General features: G+C 42.9%; 15 protein-coding genes. 13 read left to right on the plus strand and 2 right to left on the minus strand.

The features are described from left to right. The first annotated feature begins 12 nt into the window (after positions 1-12). Together IGJ26_RS02885 and IGJ26_RS02890 are read left to right on the plus strand one after the other, a co-directional pair. Positions 13-1,473, plus strand: a complete 1,461-nt coding sequence (locus IGJ26_RS02885; protein WP_151196446.1) for a helix-turn-helix domain-containing protein — start codon at positions 13-15, stop codon at positions 1,471-1,473. Between the two features lie 53 nt (positions 1,474-1,526). After that, entirely contained in the window at positions 1,527-1,889 is a 363-nt protein-coding gene (locus IGJ26_RS02890; RefSeq protein WP_194199914.1) for a DUF7006 family protein, read from the plus strand. Between the two features lie 116 nt (positions 1,890-2,005). Here IGJ26_RS02890 and IGJ26_RS02895 read toward each other — a convergent pair whose 3' ends face one another. Continuing rightward, positions 2,006-3,493 (minus strand): helix-turn-helix domain-containing protein, encoded by a 1,488-nt coding sequence (locus IGJ26_RS02895; protein WP_194199915.1) that lies wholly within the window; start codon positions 3,491-3,493, stop codon positions 2,006-2,008. Between the two features lie 487 nt (positions 3,494-3,980). Here IGJ26_RS02895 and IGJ26_RS02900 point away from each other — a divergent pair, with 487 nt between their 5' ends. From IGJ26_RS02900 to IGJ26_RS02950, 11 genes are all read left to right on the plus strand, one after another. Further along, a complete protein-coding gene (locus tag IGJ26_RS02900) occupies positions 3,981-4,376 on the plus strand; it encodes a DUF7006 family protein (RefSeq protein ID WP_008377999.1) in 396 nt (131 codons plus the stop codon). Between the two features lie 379 nt (positions 4,377-4,755). Then, positions 4,756-4,971: a hypothetical protein gene (locus IGJ26_RS02905; protein WP_228085392.1), complete on the plus strand. Its 216-nt coding sequence runs from the start codon at positions 4,756-4,758 to the stop codon at positions 4,969-4,971. A 1,191-nt stretch (positions 4,972-6,162) separates the two neighbouring features. Continuing rightward, positions 6,163-6,531, plus strand: a complete 369-nt coding sequence (locus tag IGJ26_RS02910; protein WP_008378002.1) for an LPXTG cell wall anchor domain-containing protein — start codon at positions 6,163-6,165, stop codon at positions 6,529-6,531. A 12-nt stretch (positions 6,532-6,543) separates the two neighbouring features. Next, positions 6,544-7,368: a WxL domain-containing protein gene (locus IGJ26_RS02915; protein WP_194199916.1), complete on the plus strand. Its 825-nt coding sequence runs from the start codon at positions 6,544-6,546 to the stop codon at positions 7,366-7,368. A 23-nt stretch (positions 7,369-7,391) separates the two neighbouring features. Continuing rightward, positions 7,392-8,315, plus strand: a complete 924-nt coding sequence (locus IGJ26_RS02920; protein ID WP_194199917.1) for a WxL domain-containing protein — start codon at positions 7,392-7,394, stop codon at positions 8,313-8,315. A 92-nt stretch (positions 8,316-8,407) separates the two neighbouring features. Next, a complete protein-coding gene (locus IGJ26_RS02925) occupies positions 8,408-9,472 on the plus strand; it encodes a DUF916 and DUF3324 domain-containing protein (RefSeq protein WP_194199918.1) in 1,065 nt (354 codons plus the stop codon). 1 nt (position 9,473) lies between these two features. Continuing rightward, the gene (locus IGJ26_RS02930; RefSeq protein WP_194199919.1) at positions 9,474-12,494 is read left to right on the plus strand and encodes a WxL domain-containing protein; all 3,021 of its coding nucleotides are present in this window, start codon (positions 9,474-9,476) and stop codon (positions 12,492-12,494) included. An 81-nt stretch (positions 12,495-12,575) separates the two neighbouring features. Next, positions 12,576-13,994 carry a helix-turn-helix domain-containing protein gene (locus IGJ26_RS02935; RefSeq protein WP_194199920.1) on the plus strand — a complete coding sequence of 473 codons (1,419 nt, stop codon included), beginning with the start codon at positions 12,576-12,578 and terminating at the stop codon, positions 13,992-13,994. A 76-nt stretch (positions 13,995-14,070) separates the two neighbouring features. Next, entirely contained in the window at positions 14,071-14,550 is a 480-nt protein-coding gene (lepB, locus tag IGJ26_RS02940; RefSeq protein ID WP_086299120.1) for a signal peptidase I, read from the plus strand. A 73-nt stretch (positions 14,551-14,623) separates the two neighbouring features. After that, positions 14,624-15,388, plus strand: a complete 765-nt coding sequence (locus IGJ26_RS02945) for a hypothetical protein (RefSeq protein WP_176374325.1) — start codon at positions 14,624-14,626, stop codon at positions 15,386-15,388. A 47-nt stretch (positions 15,389-15,435) separates the two neighbouring features. After that, entirely contained in the window at positions 15,436-16,599 is a 1,164-nt protein-coding gene (locus IGJ26_RS02950; RefSeq protein ID WP_061053774.1) for a hypothetical protein, read from the plus strand. Positions 16,600-16,653: 54 nt separating this feature from the next. Here IGJ26_RS02950 and IGJ26_RS02955 read toward each other — a convergent pair whose 3' ends face one another. Further along, positions 16,654-17,103 (minus strand): MerR family transcriptional regulator, encoded by a 450-nt coding sequence (locus tag IGJ26_RS02955; protein ID WP_008378019.1) that lies wholly within the window; start codon positions 17,101-17,103, stop codon positions 16,654-16,656. Positions 17,104-17,154 lie beyond the last annotated feature (51 nt).

Genomic DNA, 17,154 nt, shown 5'->3' on the forward strand with positions numbered 1-17,154 from the left:
GAAGGCGAATCTATGAGACAATTCCAATCATCTTTTGTCATTAGTAAAACGACGCTAAGGTGGCTACATTTGCTAGAACATATGGAGCACGCTTCTCATACACCGATCCGTGGGTTGTCAAAAGTGATCAAAAGCTCTAGCCGAACCATCATTGAAGATTTACAAAACATTAAAGAGTATTTCGAAGATGCTATCGAAATGGAAACGTCAAATAGTGGCTATCAGCTACAAGTCATCGACACAGAAAGCTACTTAGAAAAAAAACGGAATTTGATCAGTAACGAGCCGTTGTTTCGCATCTTTGAGAGCATTTTTTTAGGGGAAATATTGACCATCAATGAGTGGTCAGACATTTTGTTTATTTCCCCTGCCACGTTGATGCGGTATTTTCGAAAGATCGACCCAATTTTAGCACAGTACCAACTGACATTAAACAAAACCACCGTTGATCTTATTGGTGAGGAAGTCAATATTCGCCATTTTTTTCTGAACTTTTATTATGAATCCGATAGTACGCCGCATACCGTATTTCCGCCGTTGATCATTCATGAGATCGGTTTAAACTTGAAAAAAGAAGAATTCGATAGCAATTTCTCTAATCTTGCCTTTGAGGAAATCAGTTACATGCTTTATATCATTTTAGAGCGAACCTCTCATGGCCATTACGTCACGATCGATCCAACCATCGTCAAGCAGTTTCGTAAAGAGTATTATCTTGAGCTGAAAAAATTAAAGACGATGCTATCGAACCATTTGCAAACGACGATCGCCGAAAAAGAAATCATCTACTTTTATGCGTTATCGATGGGAAAACGAACGGTGTTTGATATTGATATGGAAAGGGACTTTTGCAACAAGTTAGGCAAAGACTCGCAGATCCTGCAACTAACCCAACGTTATCTAAAGGAGGCAGGCGTACCGCCGTATGCGCTGGAATATAGTACGGTTTTGATCCAGTCGTTTTTTGCGACGATCTTACTAAAAAATAAACTTTCACCGGTCTTGAACAAAGTGATTCCCGATTTGATCTCATTTGTAAAAAAACATTTTCCAGAGGAAATGGCACAAAACACAGCGTTCTTACAAAAACAATTCAAACAACTGAAGTGTCTGTCTTTAGACATGATCGTAGATATCAGCGCAGTGTTTACCATTCATATGGACTGCGTGAAAGAATTGTACTGGGGGAAGCCTAAAAAAATTGCGTTCCTGTTAGAAGGGAATCAATTTATCTCGCAACGAATTCAGGTCACTGCTCGTAAGTATCTAGGCAGTTATCAGAAACTCTTTTTTCCGAATGTATTAGATATCAATCCCGGCTATTTTGAGGCGAACCAATTTGATATCGTCGTCACAAATTATAATGAGCATATGTCGAATTTTTCTTGTTCTGGCGTGTATTTATTGTTCAATAAAATCCCGAACTCAACCGATTGGCGCAGACTCATGTCATTGATCGACTTTAAACTTTAACAATGGTCCAGGTGCAAAATAATTCTCAGATGAAAGATAGGAATGATGCAATCATGATGAAAAAAGGACATATGACACCAGAAGCCTATTTAAAAAATTACAACGAACTTTGTTACTTGCAGGAATTTCCCCTAATCAAACAAGTATGTACAGAGTTGCAAACACGATTCAAAGAAATTTGCTATACCGAGTACGATAATGTGCTACAACAAATGGCGGATTTGCTAGAAATCGATGCCCAACTGCAAATGTTTTTAGATTTTTTCCGACACGACTTTTTTAAAGAAATCGAATTAGCAGAAGAAGAGATCGTCGAAATGATCAAAAAGGACAAAAATGTCTATTACCGACAAATGGCAGGGATCGGCACAAACCAGAAAGCGCCCCATGGCTTGATTTATCTCAGCGAGAAATGAACACTGTGATCGCTGAGATAAATCAGAGTGTCAACCACTCGTTGGGTAAGAATGGTTTTTATAAAATAACACTTCGAAATGCTTTGTGACCGTGATGATTCCATAAGATAGCTGACCTACGCATTGTCCAATACAACCAGACGCAAGATCCGTGGATTGATTTGATTAAGTAATCGATTCCAATCTGTCGCATCTGGAAACGATTTTAGAAGAACGCATTCTACTTCCAGTAAGTATTCTGTCGTATACTCCGAATAATTGGTGACTAATAGATCAATTTGCTTTTCTTTTAAATAGGTAGGGGAGAGTTCACTGGCATTAGGATAATACAATGTATGGAAGCGACCCAAATATTTTCGCACGATACTTTCGGCATATTCACAAACATATTCATTTCCTTCAAAAATCACGGCGATCGTCCGTTGTGATCCCCAATTTTCTTCTTTGATCGCTTCCATATGAATCGTTAAGCTGGCACAGAAATCGTCAAGATAGGAGGATGAATACAGCTTTTTGACTAGCTTGTGTTTTGCCAAAAATGCATAGTTTCTCTTATATTCGTGGGAAAACTTCTCTTTGACGAATTGCGTAAGATCGTCAATATTGACATTCATGATGGGCGAGAGCATATCGCGTATTTTCACAATCGTAAAAAATGATTCTAACCAGTGTAAATCTTTTTGTTCATCATAGGAATTGCCTTGATTTAGGGCATAGAAATCTTTTGTCACTTGTTGGATCTCAGGCCAGCGATTATACTTTCGGCAAAATTCTTCGATCGAAGGATGATTGATTTTTCGGCGACAGATGAGACAAAGTAACAAATAAATGATTTCGTCCTCTGGCAGATGGTAATGAAAATAGGAATAAAGGATCTCTCTTAACGTATCTGGAGCAATCAATGAATGATAAGCATAAAAGATGTCCTTTAGTTCAGGTGAAAGTTCGACTTGTAACCCTTTCTTGCTGCGTTCCAGTGTAATGTAGAGAATATAGGAAAAGTAAGAAAAAGTAGAAGCCGGTTGCTTTTTTGAATGCAAAAGATTGGTGATCTCAATGACAGCATCTTGGACATCCAGCGATGGGAAGATCGTATTGACATTGATATCTGACTCATAATAAAACAGACAAAAAAAGCGGCGAATATCGATTTCGGAACCTATCAATGTGACAGGGTTTGTTGATAGACGAAGTTTGAAGGGCTTTAATAATTCGTTCATTTTTTTTAAGTAACTGAGCAATGCTTGTTCCGAAAGATTAAGGGTCAAGCTCCAATCCAGAGCAGATTGTAATTCATCAAAAAAAATACTCTCCAAAATCATAAAAAATGGCTCGTCTTTAACTAAATTTTGTTTTTGTTTGATATACCCCTCGGGATCAAGTTCTTCAAATAAATACCCAAACTTAGAGGAATAGATTTCGATCGCGTCATTAAAATAGTCGCGAATCATGGCAATATCCGCAATGATCGTACGGGTACTGCTTTTTGTTACTTCTGATAAATCGCCCAATGTTGCAGATGGATTCTTCTCAAATTCATTTAATAATTGCAATCGTCGGATTAAAGAACGATTTTTGATAAATTTTAGCTGAAAATTTTTCATAGTTGCCCCCGTTGAATTTAAAAAAGAATTAAACACATTATAAACAATTGGTTAAAAAACTTCAATTTTTATGTTTAATTTTATTATATTTGACTAAATATCCCATTTTTATTATTCTGGTGGATGTAAACGTTTGAAACTAATTGATACAATGTAGGTTTTTTCACCGACAGGTGAAAATTGCTATTTTTTTTTAAGGATATTTGACGCTATAGTGAGACCATAGTCCGATGCTTAGGAGTATTTGTTTTTTCTCAAGAGGAAACCTGTGAACTGTTGGTTGGATCAAAAGGGAGAAAATAAACAGTAAATGTAACTAGCAAATGAGTGAATGTGCCATCAATACCTAGAAATGCAGTGTACTTGAGGGGTATCCACGAATGAGAGAGAAAGAAAATAGAAGACATTGATTGGTTGAAGAACATCTACGGTTACCAGAAAGTGTAAACTGGAAACGAACATGCAGATAGATTACGAGGAGGCTAATATGCTGGCAGAAAAGATAGCGGGAGCAGAAGAATATTTGGCGCATTTTCAAACAGAGCTAGAAAAACAAGGGGTGTTACGCTTTTTTCCTAAAATAAATGCCTTTTATCATCGGTTAGCAAAAGAGTTTTTAACGATTTTTCATAGCAAGGAAGAAAACCTGTTTGTTCAGTGGGGCCACTTATTGGCGATTGATGCACAATTGCAAATATTGATGGAAATCAGCAACAATCGCAAAGAGGGATTGCTAGATGACCTTGGGATGAGTGAGGAAGAAGTCATTGAAATGATAGAAAATGACCATAAGTATTTTTACCGTGAGATCACGGGGGCAAAGTTAACGCAAAAACCCAAAATGGGCTTGATTTATTTGAGTGAACACTTAGCGGAGTCCTGAAGTTTTATGTCTAATACGTCGAGTAGACCTGAGAGTTAGGAAAAAAATTGAGATAAATGGGAAACGATGATGTTCAATAGACTATTGGGGAAGTTTTATAGATAGTTTTTTGGAGAAATAAATGGAGAGTAGTAGTGGGGCTAAAAGGATGATTTTCAGGTGGAACGTACCCTTGAGAATGACAGAGAGCAGATGGACTACTCAAACAACGCAGTGGGGAAGGCAATTGGTTGGTCTTCCTTGCTTGAGTAAGAGTTGTTTTTAAGAAACAACAGATTGACCGCTAAAGTCAACGACAAAGGCGAATGTTTTTTTCTCTTCATTAAAATAATTACTGTGTAAGACGTGAAAAAAAGCAAAAAGCGCTTGAAGGTAGGACATGAACGGAATGAAACTTTTTATTATTTTTGCCTCCTTGTCGGTAGGCATATCGGTGGCACAATACGGCATGTATGATTTCTTCCCAGCATATCTGCGATCCTTCGCAGCTGGCTTCAATTGGGGCAAACCATTCTTTTGCTTGGCTATTTCTTTCTGCTGGTTATGTATTTTTGGGTCCAGCGTGGCAGAACAAGGAAAGAGAAGCAATCTTTAGGAGAATGATCAAGAATTAAACAGCAATGATCAGCAAAGAAGCGTTTTTTCATAGGAAGAAATCGCTTGTTTGTAAGCAAAAGTATACATAAATAGTACGACCGAGACGAGCCTTTCGCGGGCTCTTACTTAACATAAACAAATCTGCAGCAAACGTTTGCTTCTTTTGGTGAAACCAAGAAGGGATCGTTTGCTGTTTTTTTGTGCTAACAAATAGGCCTGTTTTCAAATGTCCCGTGGAGAGCTTTTTTCAAGGAAATGAAAAATTCTTAAGGGGGAGGCTGGAAGAATCGATTCGTTCTGTAAATAGTAATCAAAAAATGGATGGCCGAAGAACTACATACGAGAGAGTCAATAAAATGCTTCATGGAGGAATGGCTGATTTAGCCAAGCGGCATTTCAAGGGAGTACCGAAGGATATTAGATAGAGAAGATAAAGCAATGGACAGAGACGCCAAAGTTTTTAGCGCTGCAATAGCTATTGGAGTATGCGTTGGTTTGGCTACATCTGTATTGGCAACAACAGAGTATCGGGAAAGGGCTGGATAAGTGAAAATGAATGGGAAAGGTGGCGCTCCGAAAGAAGAACCATAGCTGATGATCCGCCAATCGTCGAGGAACCACCCAACTGTTTTCCGTAGAGAAATACCAAACGAGCAGGAGATGACCACTGACAGGCATGCTTCATGTTCTTATCAGTTTAGTGATTCTAAGAAAAACAACATAAAAGAAAGAATACCCGACAAACGTAGCTTGGGGGATCAGATGAAAAGAGAGGAACGTTCTTAATAAGGATAGTCCCCCTCCTTTTTTTACCGTTATTTTATTGTGGCTTTTATAGAATGGAGAACTGCAGGTGCTTTGGAGATTGATATATGATTTTTCTATGGTAACAAGCACTTTGGTATATGTTAAGGATTTCTCACTTTAGCCATATCCTATGTTGAATAATTTATTTAAAACGGGGGTTTGTTTTTTTATTTAGGCATAGATTTCATCAGCCAGTGAATTTATTGATTTTTCCCGCATCACAAAGATAGCTATAATGAAGTATATCGAGGATAAAACCCAGCGTTTTTGGAAGCCAACTGAAACAAAGACCAATCGACTTTGTTCAAGGTTACCGTCTAAGTAAAGGTGTCTAAAAAAGGGTGGTTTTTAGGCTTGATGATGTCAAAAAGGGGGAGGGAGAATGAAAAGAGCGAGGGGGAATTTTTGGGTCAAACTGATGATCTTCGCTGCTTTTTTTCAAGTGATCAGTGCTTCGACGATTTTAGTTTCGGCACAAGAAGAGCGTTCCGTCGATACAGAAGGCTCAGTCCAGTTCACGGGTGTCTATGAACCAGACAAACCAGAACCTTCACCACCGACCGGACCGACACAACCTGGCGGGGATGGGGGACGTTTGCCGCAGACAAATACCCGAAAAAGTTCCAGTGCCACGGCACTCGGATCATTGCTGCTATTGATCGCTGGCTATTCAACAGTGAAGAAGACACGCAGGTACCAAAAAGAACGAACAACCTCAAGAACACAAGAAAAGTTGAGTAATAGAGAATAAGGGAATGATCTTATGAGATTTTTGCGATTTGCAACGAGCACCGTACTTGCCGCAACCCTTTTGACTGGCGGGATCCAAGGGACCGCCGCTGAAGTAAGAGTCGCTGAAACCGATGGGCAAGTCAGTTTTGTGCCCAATGATCGAGACCCGACGGAAGTGTTACCGCCTGATCCAGGCCCCGATGGCCCCGATGTGGAGATACCGCCGATCGGACCAGATGGACAAACAGGACCATTGACGATCGCTTATGCGCCGACTTTGGATTTTGGTACCCAAGAAATCTCCAACCGAGATGCCGTCTATTCGATGGTGGCAGAAAAGCAACAATTAGCGGATACCCAAGGGGAAGAAAACCAAGTACCGTATGTTTCCTTCGCCCAAGTACAAGATACCCGTGGGTCAAATGCTGGCTGGCGTTTGACTGTAGCACTAAGTGCGTTTGAATCAGGGACGCAACACAACGAACTGCGAGGGGCACAAATCATCTTTGCCTCACGAGAAGTTGACTACAATAGCCACAACCAAGAAAACGCACCGGCCGCACATGAAGCAGGCTTGCATTTGGATGCCAATGGTTCAGCACAAGCTGTTCTGACTGCTGATGCCGGCAAAGGAGCAGGCACATCATCCGTCGTTTGGGGCTATCAAGATGAATTGAATGCGCAGGTCCAAGCCCAGGCGCCGGTGGTTCGCAATGAGGCGATCCAATTGTTCGTCCCGGGAGCGACTGCTAAAGATGCAGCCTTGTATGTGGCGACTTTGACGTGGCAATTGACGACCACTACCTCGCAATCAGGAGAAACAGTTCCAACGGCGCAAGCCGATGAAACAAACTAAAAGAAAAGAAAGAAGGAATAAAAATGAAATGGATTCGCTTAGCAACAGTCGCAACACTGACCTCTACAATCTTCGCAGGCGGTGTACAAGCAGTAGCAAATGATGAACCCACACCGAACCAAGAGCCGAGTGGAGAAAGACGTCGTCAGAATACAGAAAACAATATTGAGTTCCGAGCTGGTGATGGGGAGAGCGTAGAGGTCGTTCCTCCTGTACCGTATCCACCAGTAACAATCGTTGATCCAGATCCACCAACCGGACCGTTAACGATTGCCCATGTACCGAAAAAATTTGATTTTGGCGTACAAAGAATTTCAACTGCTAATGTATCTTATCCAATAATCGCTGAACAAGAAAAGCTTGTCACCGGTGATGATGAGGAGGAAATCTCAAGAGATAATGACGAAGAGGTAAGAGTACCATTTGTATCCTTTGCACAAATCGTTGATACTCGCGGATTGATTGATTCACAGTGGGAACTGAATCTTGATTTAACAGAGTTTACTACATCAAGTGGGGAAAACTTGAGAGGTGCTTATTTAGAACTCCTTGAACCAACCATTGTTCACAATGAGTACACTGAGGAAGAGCTGCAGGCACTACCTGATGACCATGAGGATAGGGATTATTTACTGCAGTTACTTCCTAATGCCTTTACCACACCAAACGAATTAGGAAACGAGAGTTTGATTATCCATGCAAACTCGACCAACGTTACAGTGATGTCTGCTACCGATGGACAAGGGCAAGGTGTATCGTCAATTTACTGGGGGGATCAAGAAGAATTAAATGCTGCTCACGAGTCAGAAACAGATCCAGTTTTGAATCATGCTATTCGCCTGCATATCCCGGGAACGGCTACACCACAAGCTGCTGAATATACGGCAACACTAACTTGGCATTTAACAAGTGCGATGGATGCCAATGGCGAAACAGTGCCAAACTAAAACGATTAATCTTCAAAGCAACGCAACAATAATGTGAAACAACTGGCAGGAGTAGACCGTTATTCCTGCCTTTTTTGGAAGGAGAAACAACAGTGATTGAACAACCAACAAACCAACGCTGGCTGCGGCTTTTGACTGCAATGATCGTGCTATGCTCATTGATTGCTTGGCCGACACCAGTACGAGCAAATGATGACATTGAATCAGAGTTGAATTTTTTTGTAACCCCGATATTCCCTGACAGTCAGATCGAAGGCGGTGCTAGCGGTTATTTTGATCTGAATTTAGGCGCAGGGGAACAAGAGGAATTGCAGTTACGCATCCAAAATACATCGGAAGAAACCATCGATGTCGAAGTATCGGCTCATACTGCCTTCACCAACGTCAACGGAGTAGTAGAATACGGTCGTGATGCCGAAGCTCCTGACCCGACATTGCCTGCCTCGATTGCCGAATTGATTGAAGCACCAGGGGTCATCACCTTAGAAGCCCAAGAAGAACGGATCCTTACACTGCCTCTGACGATGCCTGAGGAAGAATTTGATGGGATACTGGCAGGGGCGATCCGAGTAGAAGAGGTCCGCGATGCTGGGGCAGCAGAGTCGGAAACAGAAGGCATCGGGATTCGTAATGAGTTTGCCTTTATTTTAGGAGTCGTCGTAAGCAATAACCGCTCGTCAACGGATCCGGGACTTGAATTGCTGGACGTTTTTGCCAGTCAAGTCAATTATCGGAACGTGATCAGTGCCAAGATTCAAAATTATACACCGACTTTCGTCAACCACATAGAAATTGATGCCGAGATTCGTGCCAGCGGTAGCGACACCGTCTTGTATGAAACACAGCGCACAAGTATGCAGATGGCACCAAATTCGCAGATGGATTTTCCGATCCCGCTAAATGGCGAGCGTTTCCGTCCGGGAGACTATGTCCTGACTCTGACGGCCCGTTCACAAGGAGAGGAATGGCATTGGGAAGAGCCCTTCACGATTGCGGCTGCTGATGCGAGACGTTTAAATGAGGAAGACGTGACATTGGAACCAGAAACCAATTGGTGGCTGATTGGCGGAATCGCCGCACTTGTTTTGTTATTGATCATCGTTGTTGTTTTAATCATTAACAAGAAAAAAAAGACAAAGGAAGGTGGGGATCAGTAAAATGAAAAAGAAAACACTAAAGATAGTACTATCACTTATGGTAGGACTATTTAGTGTTTACTTGTTTTTTCCGTCTATTCGTGTGTTCTTTTTTGAACCACTACATGCATGGCAAGGAAGAGAAGGTACGTTAGGCGAGGTGTTCACTGGATCTTCTTTTGAAGAATCTTTAGAGGATCAAGAGGAGTTGGTGGTTTCTTTTCTGGAAGAAATCCAGCAAGCCTATGTTGGAGAAGTGTTTCCGATCATGTTTTTAACAAACCGCCCACTAACAAGCATCGACATCCAGCTGCCTGCAGCCACGATCATAGAAGAAACATTTTTAATGGAAGAAATAGTGATCACCCAAACTGAGGATCCCGAGCAATGGCGTCTGAACTCCGAAGTGCCGTTGACGTCGTTTAGTCTACCACTGACGATAGAATCCGTAGGTACCTATGAAATAACGGTCGCAGAGGCAGTGCTTACCTTGAACGTGGAAGCAAGAAAATCCGGAGAAGAGGGGGAGACATCCCCTATGGATACGGACGACCACCTGAGTGGCACTAACTTAGCAGCGGATCCTGTCAAATCAGATGGTTCATTTTTTGATGACATCGAGGTGGATGAAGGCAATCTTGATCTTTTGGAAGATAGGCGAAGAGAACAAGAAGTAGGCTCTTGGCTAGAATTTTTAGAAGCTGTCATGGACCCAGAGGTGAATCATATAAAGTTGATCGACAGCTTTGAATCTAGTGATAATCCGATTGAAGGTATAGCTTCAGGCGTATCAGGAAGTACAATTAATATTACGAGTGGAGAATCTTATGTCTATATCAGCCAACCGGAAATCTCAAGAACTCTTATTATTGATGGACAAGGAAAATACCAAATTGATTTTCGTGCGGTTGCTGTTGGCTTCTTGGATAGTACGATGGTACCAGAATCTCCTTGGGATATTTCGTATCAAAATATTACCCTTTATCATGGGAATTTTTACGGACCTATGAACGTTACTACTTTGGGTGCTAACAATCAAGCCATATCCACCATGCGGTACCATAATGTTGAAAACATTGGGAATCAGCTTTTACATTCCCCGGGTACAACCGCAGTGCTTTCAGGAAAGGTTACCTCACATCAAGCACGAAGCTACCGTTCGACTTTTAATGAAAATTGGCAGATCAATGCTTGGAATCAAGCAAATTTTGAAGTCCATCGACTTTGGATCAGTCCTAATGCAGAAGTAGAATTGTCGACCATCAGTTCAGGAAATTTATTTTATCATGGTTTTAATCATCCAGAACTGATTATTGGAGAGAATGCCAAAGTTTCCATGAAAGCAAACTTTGAGGGGAGTAGAGGGGAAGCCGATGGTGTGAATGTCTATTTTGGAAATGGTGGTGGGAATCTGACTGTTGGCAAGGGAGCAGAATTAAAACTTGACACTCAGATCAACGCCTCTGCGATTTCCACACTTCATGGAAACCATACCATCGATCTCTTGGAAGACAGCAAAGTGCATATCCAATCCTTAGAGAATCGAAGCCACACGAATGGATGGAATTGGAATATTCTTTCATTTCAAGGAGGCAACACCCATATCAATCTAAAGGAACGTAGCATGTTAAAAATTGATGCGGAAAATCAACCCAACTTATCGGCACATGTTGTTGGCTTCTGGGAACCTCAAAACAGTATCACTGTTGGTAAAGATGCTATTTTAGATATTCGTTCGGACAGTCGCAATGATTCTCAAAATTTGATCTTTTTTGGAAATCTTTCGAAGTTGACGTTCAATGAGGCCCGAAAGGTCAATTTAGAACGAACGGCGCCGCTTTCTTTTAATAACGGAAGTTTGATCAACTTAAATGGAACCAATGAACTGGAAATCGAATTTCAAGGAATCAAACAATGGCAATACGGTGAGTTTGATGAGGTGCAGCCTACCCATGAGTGGATGCCTTTGATTCATATGAGTACCAACTTTACTTGGATCAATCCAACAATCAACAGTGTCGTAACTTTGGATCCAACAGTGGAACAAGGGGTACGTAGTCATTTTTCGACTCATAGCCAACGATTGCTTTTCGAGCAAGTTTCTGAAGTTGAAATAGAGTTGAATCCATTAACGGAAGATCCGACCTTATCAAATTCTCGGATCATCTCTGGAAGAGCAAATCCCAATAGCTATATTCGTTTTGAGCGGGAAGCATTTATGCCCGAACCAAATCCTTCCCTTGGTACTGTAACGGATCCAGATGGACGCAGAGAATTCTTTCACGTCCAAGCTGATGAAGAGGGAAACTTTCAGTTTGATTTATCCGAATTTCCAAACTTCCAACATTTTCGTCACGAAGAGCTAGTGACAGCCGAGGCGTTTTTGAATGGGAGATGGGGAAAGGATTCGGTGATTGTAGAGAAAATCGACATTGTGGACCCGCGGGATCCTTTTCGCCCGGATGAAACGGTCGATCCTGTGAATCCTCCTGTTTTGCCAGAAAACCAGGGATTTGTCAGCATCGACTTTATTTCTCAATTCGATTTTGGAGAAGTACCAATTCTTTCAAGTACCACTCGATATCCAGCAAAGCCGCAGGCGTTGTGGGAAGTTTATGAGGATGTGCATGAAGGGGACCGTCCCAATTATATCCAAGTATCGGATCGGAGGGTCGCTACTACTGGTTGGACACTGAGTGCTCGCTTATCTGAAGAGGGTTTTGTGGGTACGCATGATGAAAGGCAACGACTAAGAGGGGCAAGCGTTTATTTGTCAAATATCCATATGGTAACCACTGGTTCGAATGAGTCGGAGACGCCAGACTATCAAGAAGCCATTGAACTTATTGCAGGTCAAAGTAAAACCTTGGCTTCGGCTCAAGAGAATCATGGTGGAGGGACGTGGATCCAACATTATGGCTCAAGTGAAACAATGGAAAACAGTGTGGAACTGGAAGTCCCGCTTGGTGCCAACCCCCAAGCAACTGCTTATCGCGGCACGATTTATTGGGAATTAAGCTTTGTTCCGAGACCTGAGTCATAAAAGTTTGAATAAGAAGGAAGCAGAAGCTGCTGGAAGTCGCCTGCAGCTTCTCTTCTTTCGAATGTGTGGGGAGGTGAAACGATGAGAAACAAGCCGTCTTTATTGATGAACAGTTTATTTTCAATGACGTGCAAGCGGCAATTGACGATTTTGCGGCAGTTGGAATGTTGCGGTCCTTTAAGTGGGCAACAGCTGGCACATGCTTGCGGCGCTTCTCGGCGGACGATTATTTCAGACATTGAGGAACTGCGCCAACTCTTTGGGGCTTCGACGATCCTCGCATCTGCCAGCAATGGCTATGAATTGGTGATCCAAGAACTGGCAGAGTATCAGAAAAAAAAGCGAGCATTGTTGGCGGATGACCCAAATCTGTTGTTTCTGCATTTCTTGTGTCAGCAAGAAACGGTGATACCGGAAAAACTGGCTGCGATCACCGGGTTAGGCAATCAAACTTTTTTGAAACAATGCCGTCAGCTTCAGACCTTGTTCGCTGCTTATGAGCTGACTTTGAATAAAAAGCAGTGGTGCCTAGAAGGGGCAGAAGGAAACATACGGTATTTCTATAAAGCCTTTTATTTTGAAGAAGAGGAACAGCCCTACCAAATCTTTGAGCAGCTGGCTGAAACGTTGACACTGCGGTATCGTCCGTCCTTGCCGATCGATCCAGTGGTTTCGTTGCAGTGGACGAAGGTCTTTCTTTTACGGGCGCAACAAGGTGGGCGCTTGGAGGAAAATTGGGAAATGGCTGACTTTTGTCGGTTGTTTCTAGAAAAAACGGGCTTTGTCATCGAAGGCTTGGAGGTCTGCAGGTCCTTGTCGCAGCAAGAACGGTGTGTCCTGCTGTTCCTGATGATGGCAGATGAAGGGGTACTTTCGTTTTTATTAAAACATCCGTGGATCGAAGAAACGGTGCCGTTTGATCCAATCGATAGCTTGCGAGAGACGTTTCCCAAGCAAGCAGAGACATTGAGAGAAGATCGCGTGTTCGTGCAAGTGGCGTTAGCAGTCATGTTACTGGATCGGCTCTTCCATGTGCCACCTCCTTTGCTGCGGGATTGTAAAAAGCCAGCAGTGTCGGGTATTGGAAAGTCTAAGGTACTTTCTAGCGCTGCTTCTCACTATTTGCAGACAATAGGCGAGTCCTATCTAAACAAGCAGCAGTTAAAAAACAAGCAGCTGATGATCACCTATCATTTGAGTGGAAATGAGAAAATCAAAGGCTGGATCAAGCAACGTCTGAGGGATTGGCTGGTTGCACAAGGAGTAGATGTCGTCGTCGAGGCTACGAGTGAGCTGTCAATTTTCACCGCCCGCCAGGTGTTGGTCACCGATCAACCGCTCTTTTTGCTGGAATTGGAACAGCCCATCTATCGGTTGGAACGACCGATTGAGCCAAACTCCATCAAACGCCTCGGCAAGGCAATTTTAGCCGATTTTCTTGGTTCATGTGAAGGCTCTGTTCCTAGTGAAGAGCTTCCAGCAGCGTCTGCCTCTCGCTAAAAGCGATAGAGCCAACGGTATAAATAGTCAAAGGCTACGTACGACGTAAAATTATGGTAGAGGAGCAACAGGTATCATGGGTCGATTCCAAAAGCAATGGGCACTTCGTGTGTTGGGAATAGGTTGTCTGCTACTGCTGCTGTTCTATTTCTTTTCAAACTACAAAATGGCTCGTGTCAGCGGTGATTCGATGGCCCCCATTATTCAAAACAACGAGTTAGTCGTTATTCAAAAGAATCAGTTGCCGCATCGTTATGATCTCGTCGCTTTTGAGCATGAAGGGCTGCTGATCGTAAAACGAGTGATCGGGGTTCCTGGGGATTCCTATGCGCGCAGTGGCAATCGTTTGCTATTGGGGGCATCAGGGTCCTATTATGATTTTTCCTATACCTTTACACTGACGCAAGAAACGGCGAGGGAATTGCCGGTCGGAGGCATCTTGCAGCCAGGAGAGTATTTCGTCGTTGGGGATGCGATCATGCACTCGATCGATAGTCGTGAATTTGGTATGGTGACGAGCGAGGCGCTTCGTGGGGTCGTCTTGAATTTCTTTTAAGGATTCAACGTGGTCAGTCAGCGTGTCTGTTTGAAAATCGAGGCTCAATTATGGACAAAAGATGGAAAGGGGGATGTCCGTGAAGATTGTTTATGTCAGCATACTGCTGCTTTGTTTTGTGGCGATCGGGGTGCTTGCTCAACGGGGATACCTCGAAATCTTTGTTCGAAGACTTGAGCGACGAACAAATATGACGGAGTTGGAAAAAAGAAAACTGGCTTTTTTTAAGCATAAGATTCGTAATGAACATCCGTTAGCGTTACTGATGGTGAGTGGTCTGTTTCTTATGAGTTTGCTGCTTTTGACTTTTACTCATGTTTCCATACATGCGCAAAGCCGCAGGGTAGCAGAGGAAAGGGAGCAGATGAAACAGGAAATCTTACATTTACAAAAAGAACAGATTGAAGGGACGCAACGACCGTTATCGGTGTACCCGTCTGCAGGTCTCCCTTTTGAAAATCTTGCTTGGCAGACGCTGCTGATGGCGGATGATCGAGAAGCGCGTTTTCAGCTAGAAGAAGAATTTGGGACGCAAGTGACGCCTTTTTTAGGACCGACAGTCGTGCTGATCCATATTGACCAACCGCTGCAAGAAATCACCCTAACGAGTTCAAGTCATTTGAACTCTTCTGCGGACTTTCCTGCTTGGGAAGCTAATTTGCAGCGAATCATCGATGATCTATCGCAGGCGCAAGGCGTGAAACGGTGCCATTTCGTGTTGCAAGTAGCAGATACGCCCGATACGTCATTTGAACAAACGATCGTCCGCAATGCTCAGGGACAGTGGCAAGTACTCAACCGAAAAGAGCTTGTCCAAGCTTCAGACACGGGAACTTAGAATGAAACAATCAAAAGAGTTATTGACGAAAGGGAGGGATTCAAGGGATGAGTAAGAAGAAGGGACGTGGGTGGTTTTCTGCTCAGACGCTATTCGACGAAATGAACCAAGTGTCATTGAAAGAATTAAAAGGATTTGAAGAAACGTATGAGAAAGAAAACAGAACCGCTGAGACAGCTGTTGCCAATGGACCGGCGAAAGAAGCCTTCGCCGATACCGCAAAAAAGAAAGCTACTAGCAATGATCAAGAAATGACGGGTACCAGTAGTAAACCCCAAAAAGGCAAAAAACAAGGGCAACGAAGTGGACAGGCGCCGGCACCGTCTCCTTCAGTACAAGCGGAACTAGAGGAACGATTGGAGCCAGAAGGATCGCCTAAGCACTCGACGCAACCCTGGTCCTCAGAAACTGGCATGCCACATCCAGTAAGCAGTAAAGGGAAGAGAAAGCGTAAAAGCACCAAAAAGCGTAATGAAACTGTCAATGCGCCCTTGCCTAGCTATCAAGAAAAACGCTCTTTTGAAGCGTTTACCGCGGAAGCGAACGAGGAGCAGATGGAGCTGGCGCCTGTCTCACCAGCAGATATGAGCTTTGAACAAACCCATCAAGAGTTAGTGTTGGCACGAACGAGAATCACAGAACTTGAAAAGCGGCTCCATGCAGAAACCTTGCATCGCTCACAGTCGGATATCCAGCAAGTGAAAGAAAAAGCGATTTTTGAACGCTTGGATTGGGCAAGAGAAAAACAATGGTATGAAAGCAAAGCCCAAGAACAAAAACAGCTGCTGCTCCAAAAAGAAGAGGTCATCACAAATTTGGCGAACCAACTCGCTGAAAAAGAAGCACAGCTGGAGGAGCAGGATCGAGGCCCTCAGGAAGAAGAAGCCGCTGCGCTTCGCAAAGCGGTCAATGAGCTGCAAAAAGAAAACCAAGAGTTACAAAAAGAAAATCAGCAGTTTCAAGCGGAGATGCGAGAGATCTTGCTGTTTGCTAGAAAGAAAGCAGACCGGACACTTGAAGAAGCGCAGGTTGAAGCAGAACGGATGATCTACAACGCCGAAATGCGCTTGAATATCGCCCATCGTACGGCAAAAGAGATCCTTGATGAAGTGAGCGATACGAAAGAGAACATGAATACTCTCTTTGATTATTTGTATGAACAAGTCTATTCACTAGCAGACAAGCAAGTATTTGAAAAGTACCAAGAATAGGTTTGCTTCGGATCACTAGAAGCAGGCAGATAGTACTGTGAACGTTACATAACGTTAGCGATCTTCGCTTTGAGCGGTGATCGCTTGAAACTTTTCTTTGTTTCTCAACGACATTTTGATTGGGAAATGGATTTGTTCTGTACCGGCTGCGATCGCTGATTCATAATACCAGCACTTATGGTCGATCAACGCCATCGATTGCTGCAAAGCGTCTATCTGCGCTTGCAGCGCTTTTTTTTGTTCAAGAAACATTTTATGGCGTTCTTGCAGCGAGTCATCACCAAGGCGTGTCAATTGTGCATAATCTTTGATCTCTTTAATGGTCATGCCTGTTTCCTTCAGACATTCGATCAATTCCAGCATCTCAATTTCGGTATCTGAAAATAAACGGTAGCCAGATTCTTTGCGCGCTAACGTCGGCAAAAGGCCTTCTTTGTCGTAATAGCGGATGGTTGACGTGGGGATATTTAAGGCTTTCGCAACTTGGGATATCGTATAGGTCATTTTTTTCACTCCTTAACGTTGACTTTAAAGTTAACTTTAATGTTAGTATGA

Origin of the sequence: Enterococcus sp. AZ095a (genome assembly GCF_050546735.1) — a bacterium.
GTDB lineage: Bacteria > Bacillota > Bacilli > Lactobacillales > Enterococcaceae > Enterococcus_D > Enterococcus_D entomosocium.

Bases quoted from the DNA above. Each gene is read 5' to 3' on its own strand.
- IGJ26_RS02930 (WP_194199919.1), top strand. From the start codon at position 9,474: ATGAAAAAGAAAACACTAAAGATAGTACTATCACTTATGGTAGGACTA.
- IGJ26_RS02900 (WP_008377999.1), top strand. From the start codon at position 3,981: ATGCTGGCAGAAAAGATAGCGGGAGCAGAAGAATATTTGGCGCATTTT.
- IGJ26_RS02895 (WP_194199915.1), bottom strand. From the start codon at position 3,493: ATGAAAAATTTTCAGCTAAAATTTATCAAAAATCGTTCTTTAATCCGA.
- IGJ26_RS02915 (WP_194199916.1), top strand. From the start codon at position 6,544: ATGAGATTTTTGCGATTTGCAACGAGCACCGTACTTGCCGCAACCCTT.
- IGJ26_RS02920 (WP_194199917.1), top strand. From the start codon at position 7,392: ATGAAATGGATTCGCTTAGCAACAGTCGCAACACTGACCTCTACAATC.
- IGJ26_RS02945 (WP_176374325.1), top strand. From the start codon at position 14,624: ATGTCCGTGAAGATTGTTTATGTCAGCATACTGCTGCTTTGTTTTGTG.
- IGJ26_RS02955 (WP_008378019.1), bottom strand. From the start codon at position 17,103: ATGACCTATACGATATCCCAAGTTGCGAAAGCCTTAAATATCCCCACG.
- IGJ26_RS02890 (WP_194199914.1), top strand. From the start codon at position 1,527: ATGATGAAAAAAGGACATATGACACCAGAAGCCTATTTAAAAAATTAC.
- IGJ26_RS02950 (WP_061053774.1), top strand. From the start codon at position 15,436: ATGAGTAAGAAGAAGGGACGTGGGTGGTTTTCTGCTCAGACGCTATTC.
- IGJ26_RS02885 (WP_151196446.1), top strand. From the start codon at position 13: ATGAGACAATTCCAATCATCTTTTGTCATTAGTAAAACGACGCTAAGG.
- IGJ26_RS02905 (WP_228085392.1), top strand. From the start codon at position 4,756: ATGAACGGAATGAAACTTTTTATTATTTTTGCCTCCTTGTCGGTAGGC.
- IGJ26_RS02910 (WP_008378002.1), top strand. From the start codon at position 6,163: ATGAAAAGAGCGAGGGGGAATTTTTGGGTCAAACTGATGATCTTCGCT.
- IGJ26_RS02935 (WP_194199920.1), top strand. From the start codon at position 12,576: ATGAGAAACAAGCCGTCTTTATTGATGAACAGTTTATTTTCAATGACG.
- lepB (WP_086299120.1), top strand. From the start codon at position 14,071: ATGGGTCGATTCCAAAAGCAATGGGCACTTCGTGTGTTGGGAATAGGT.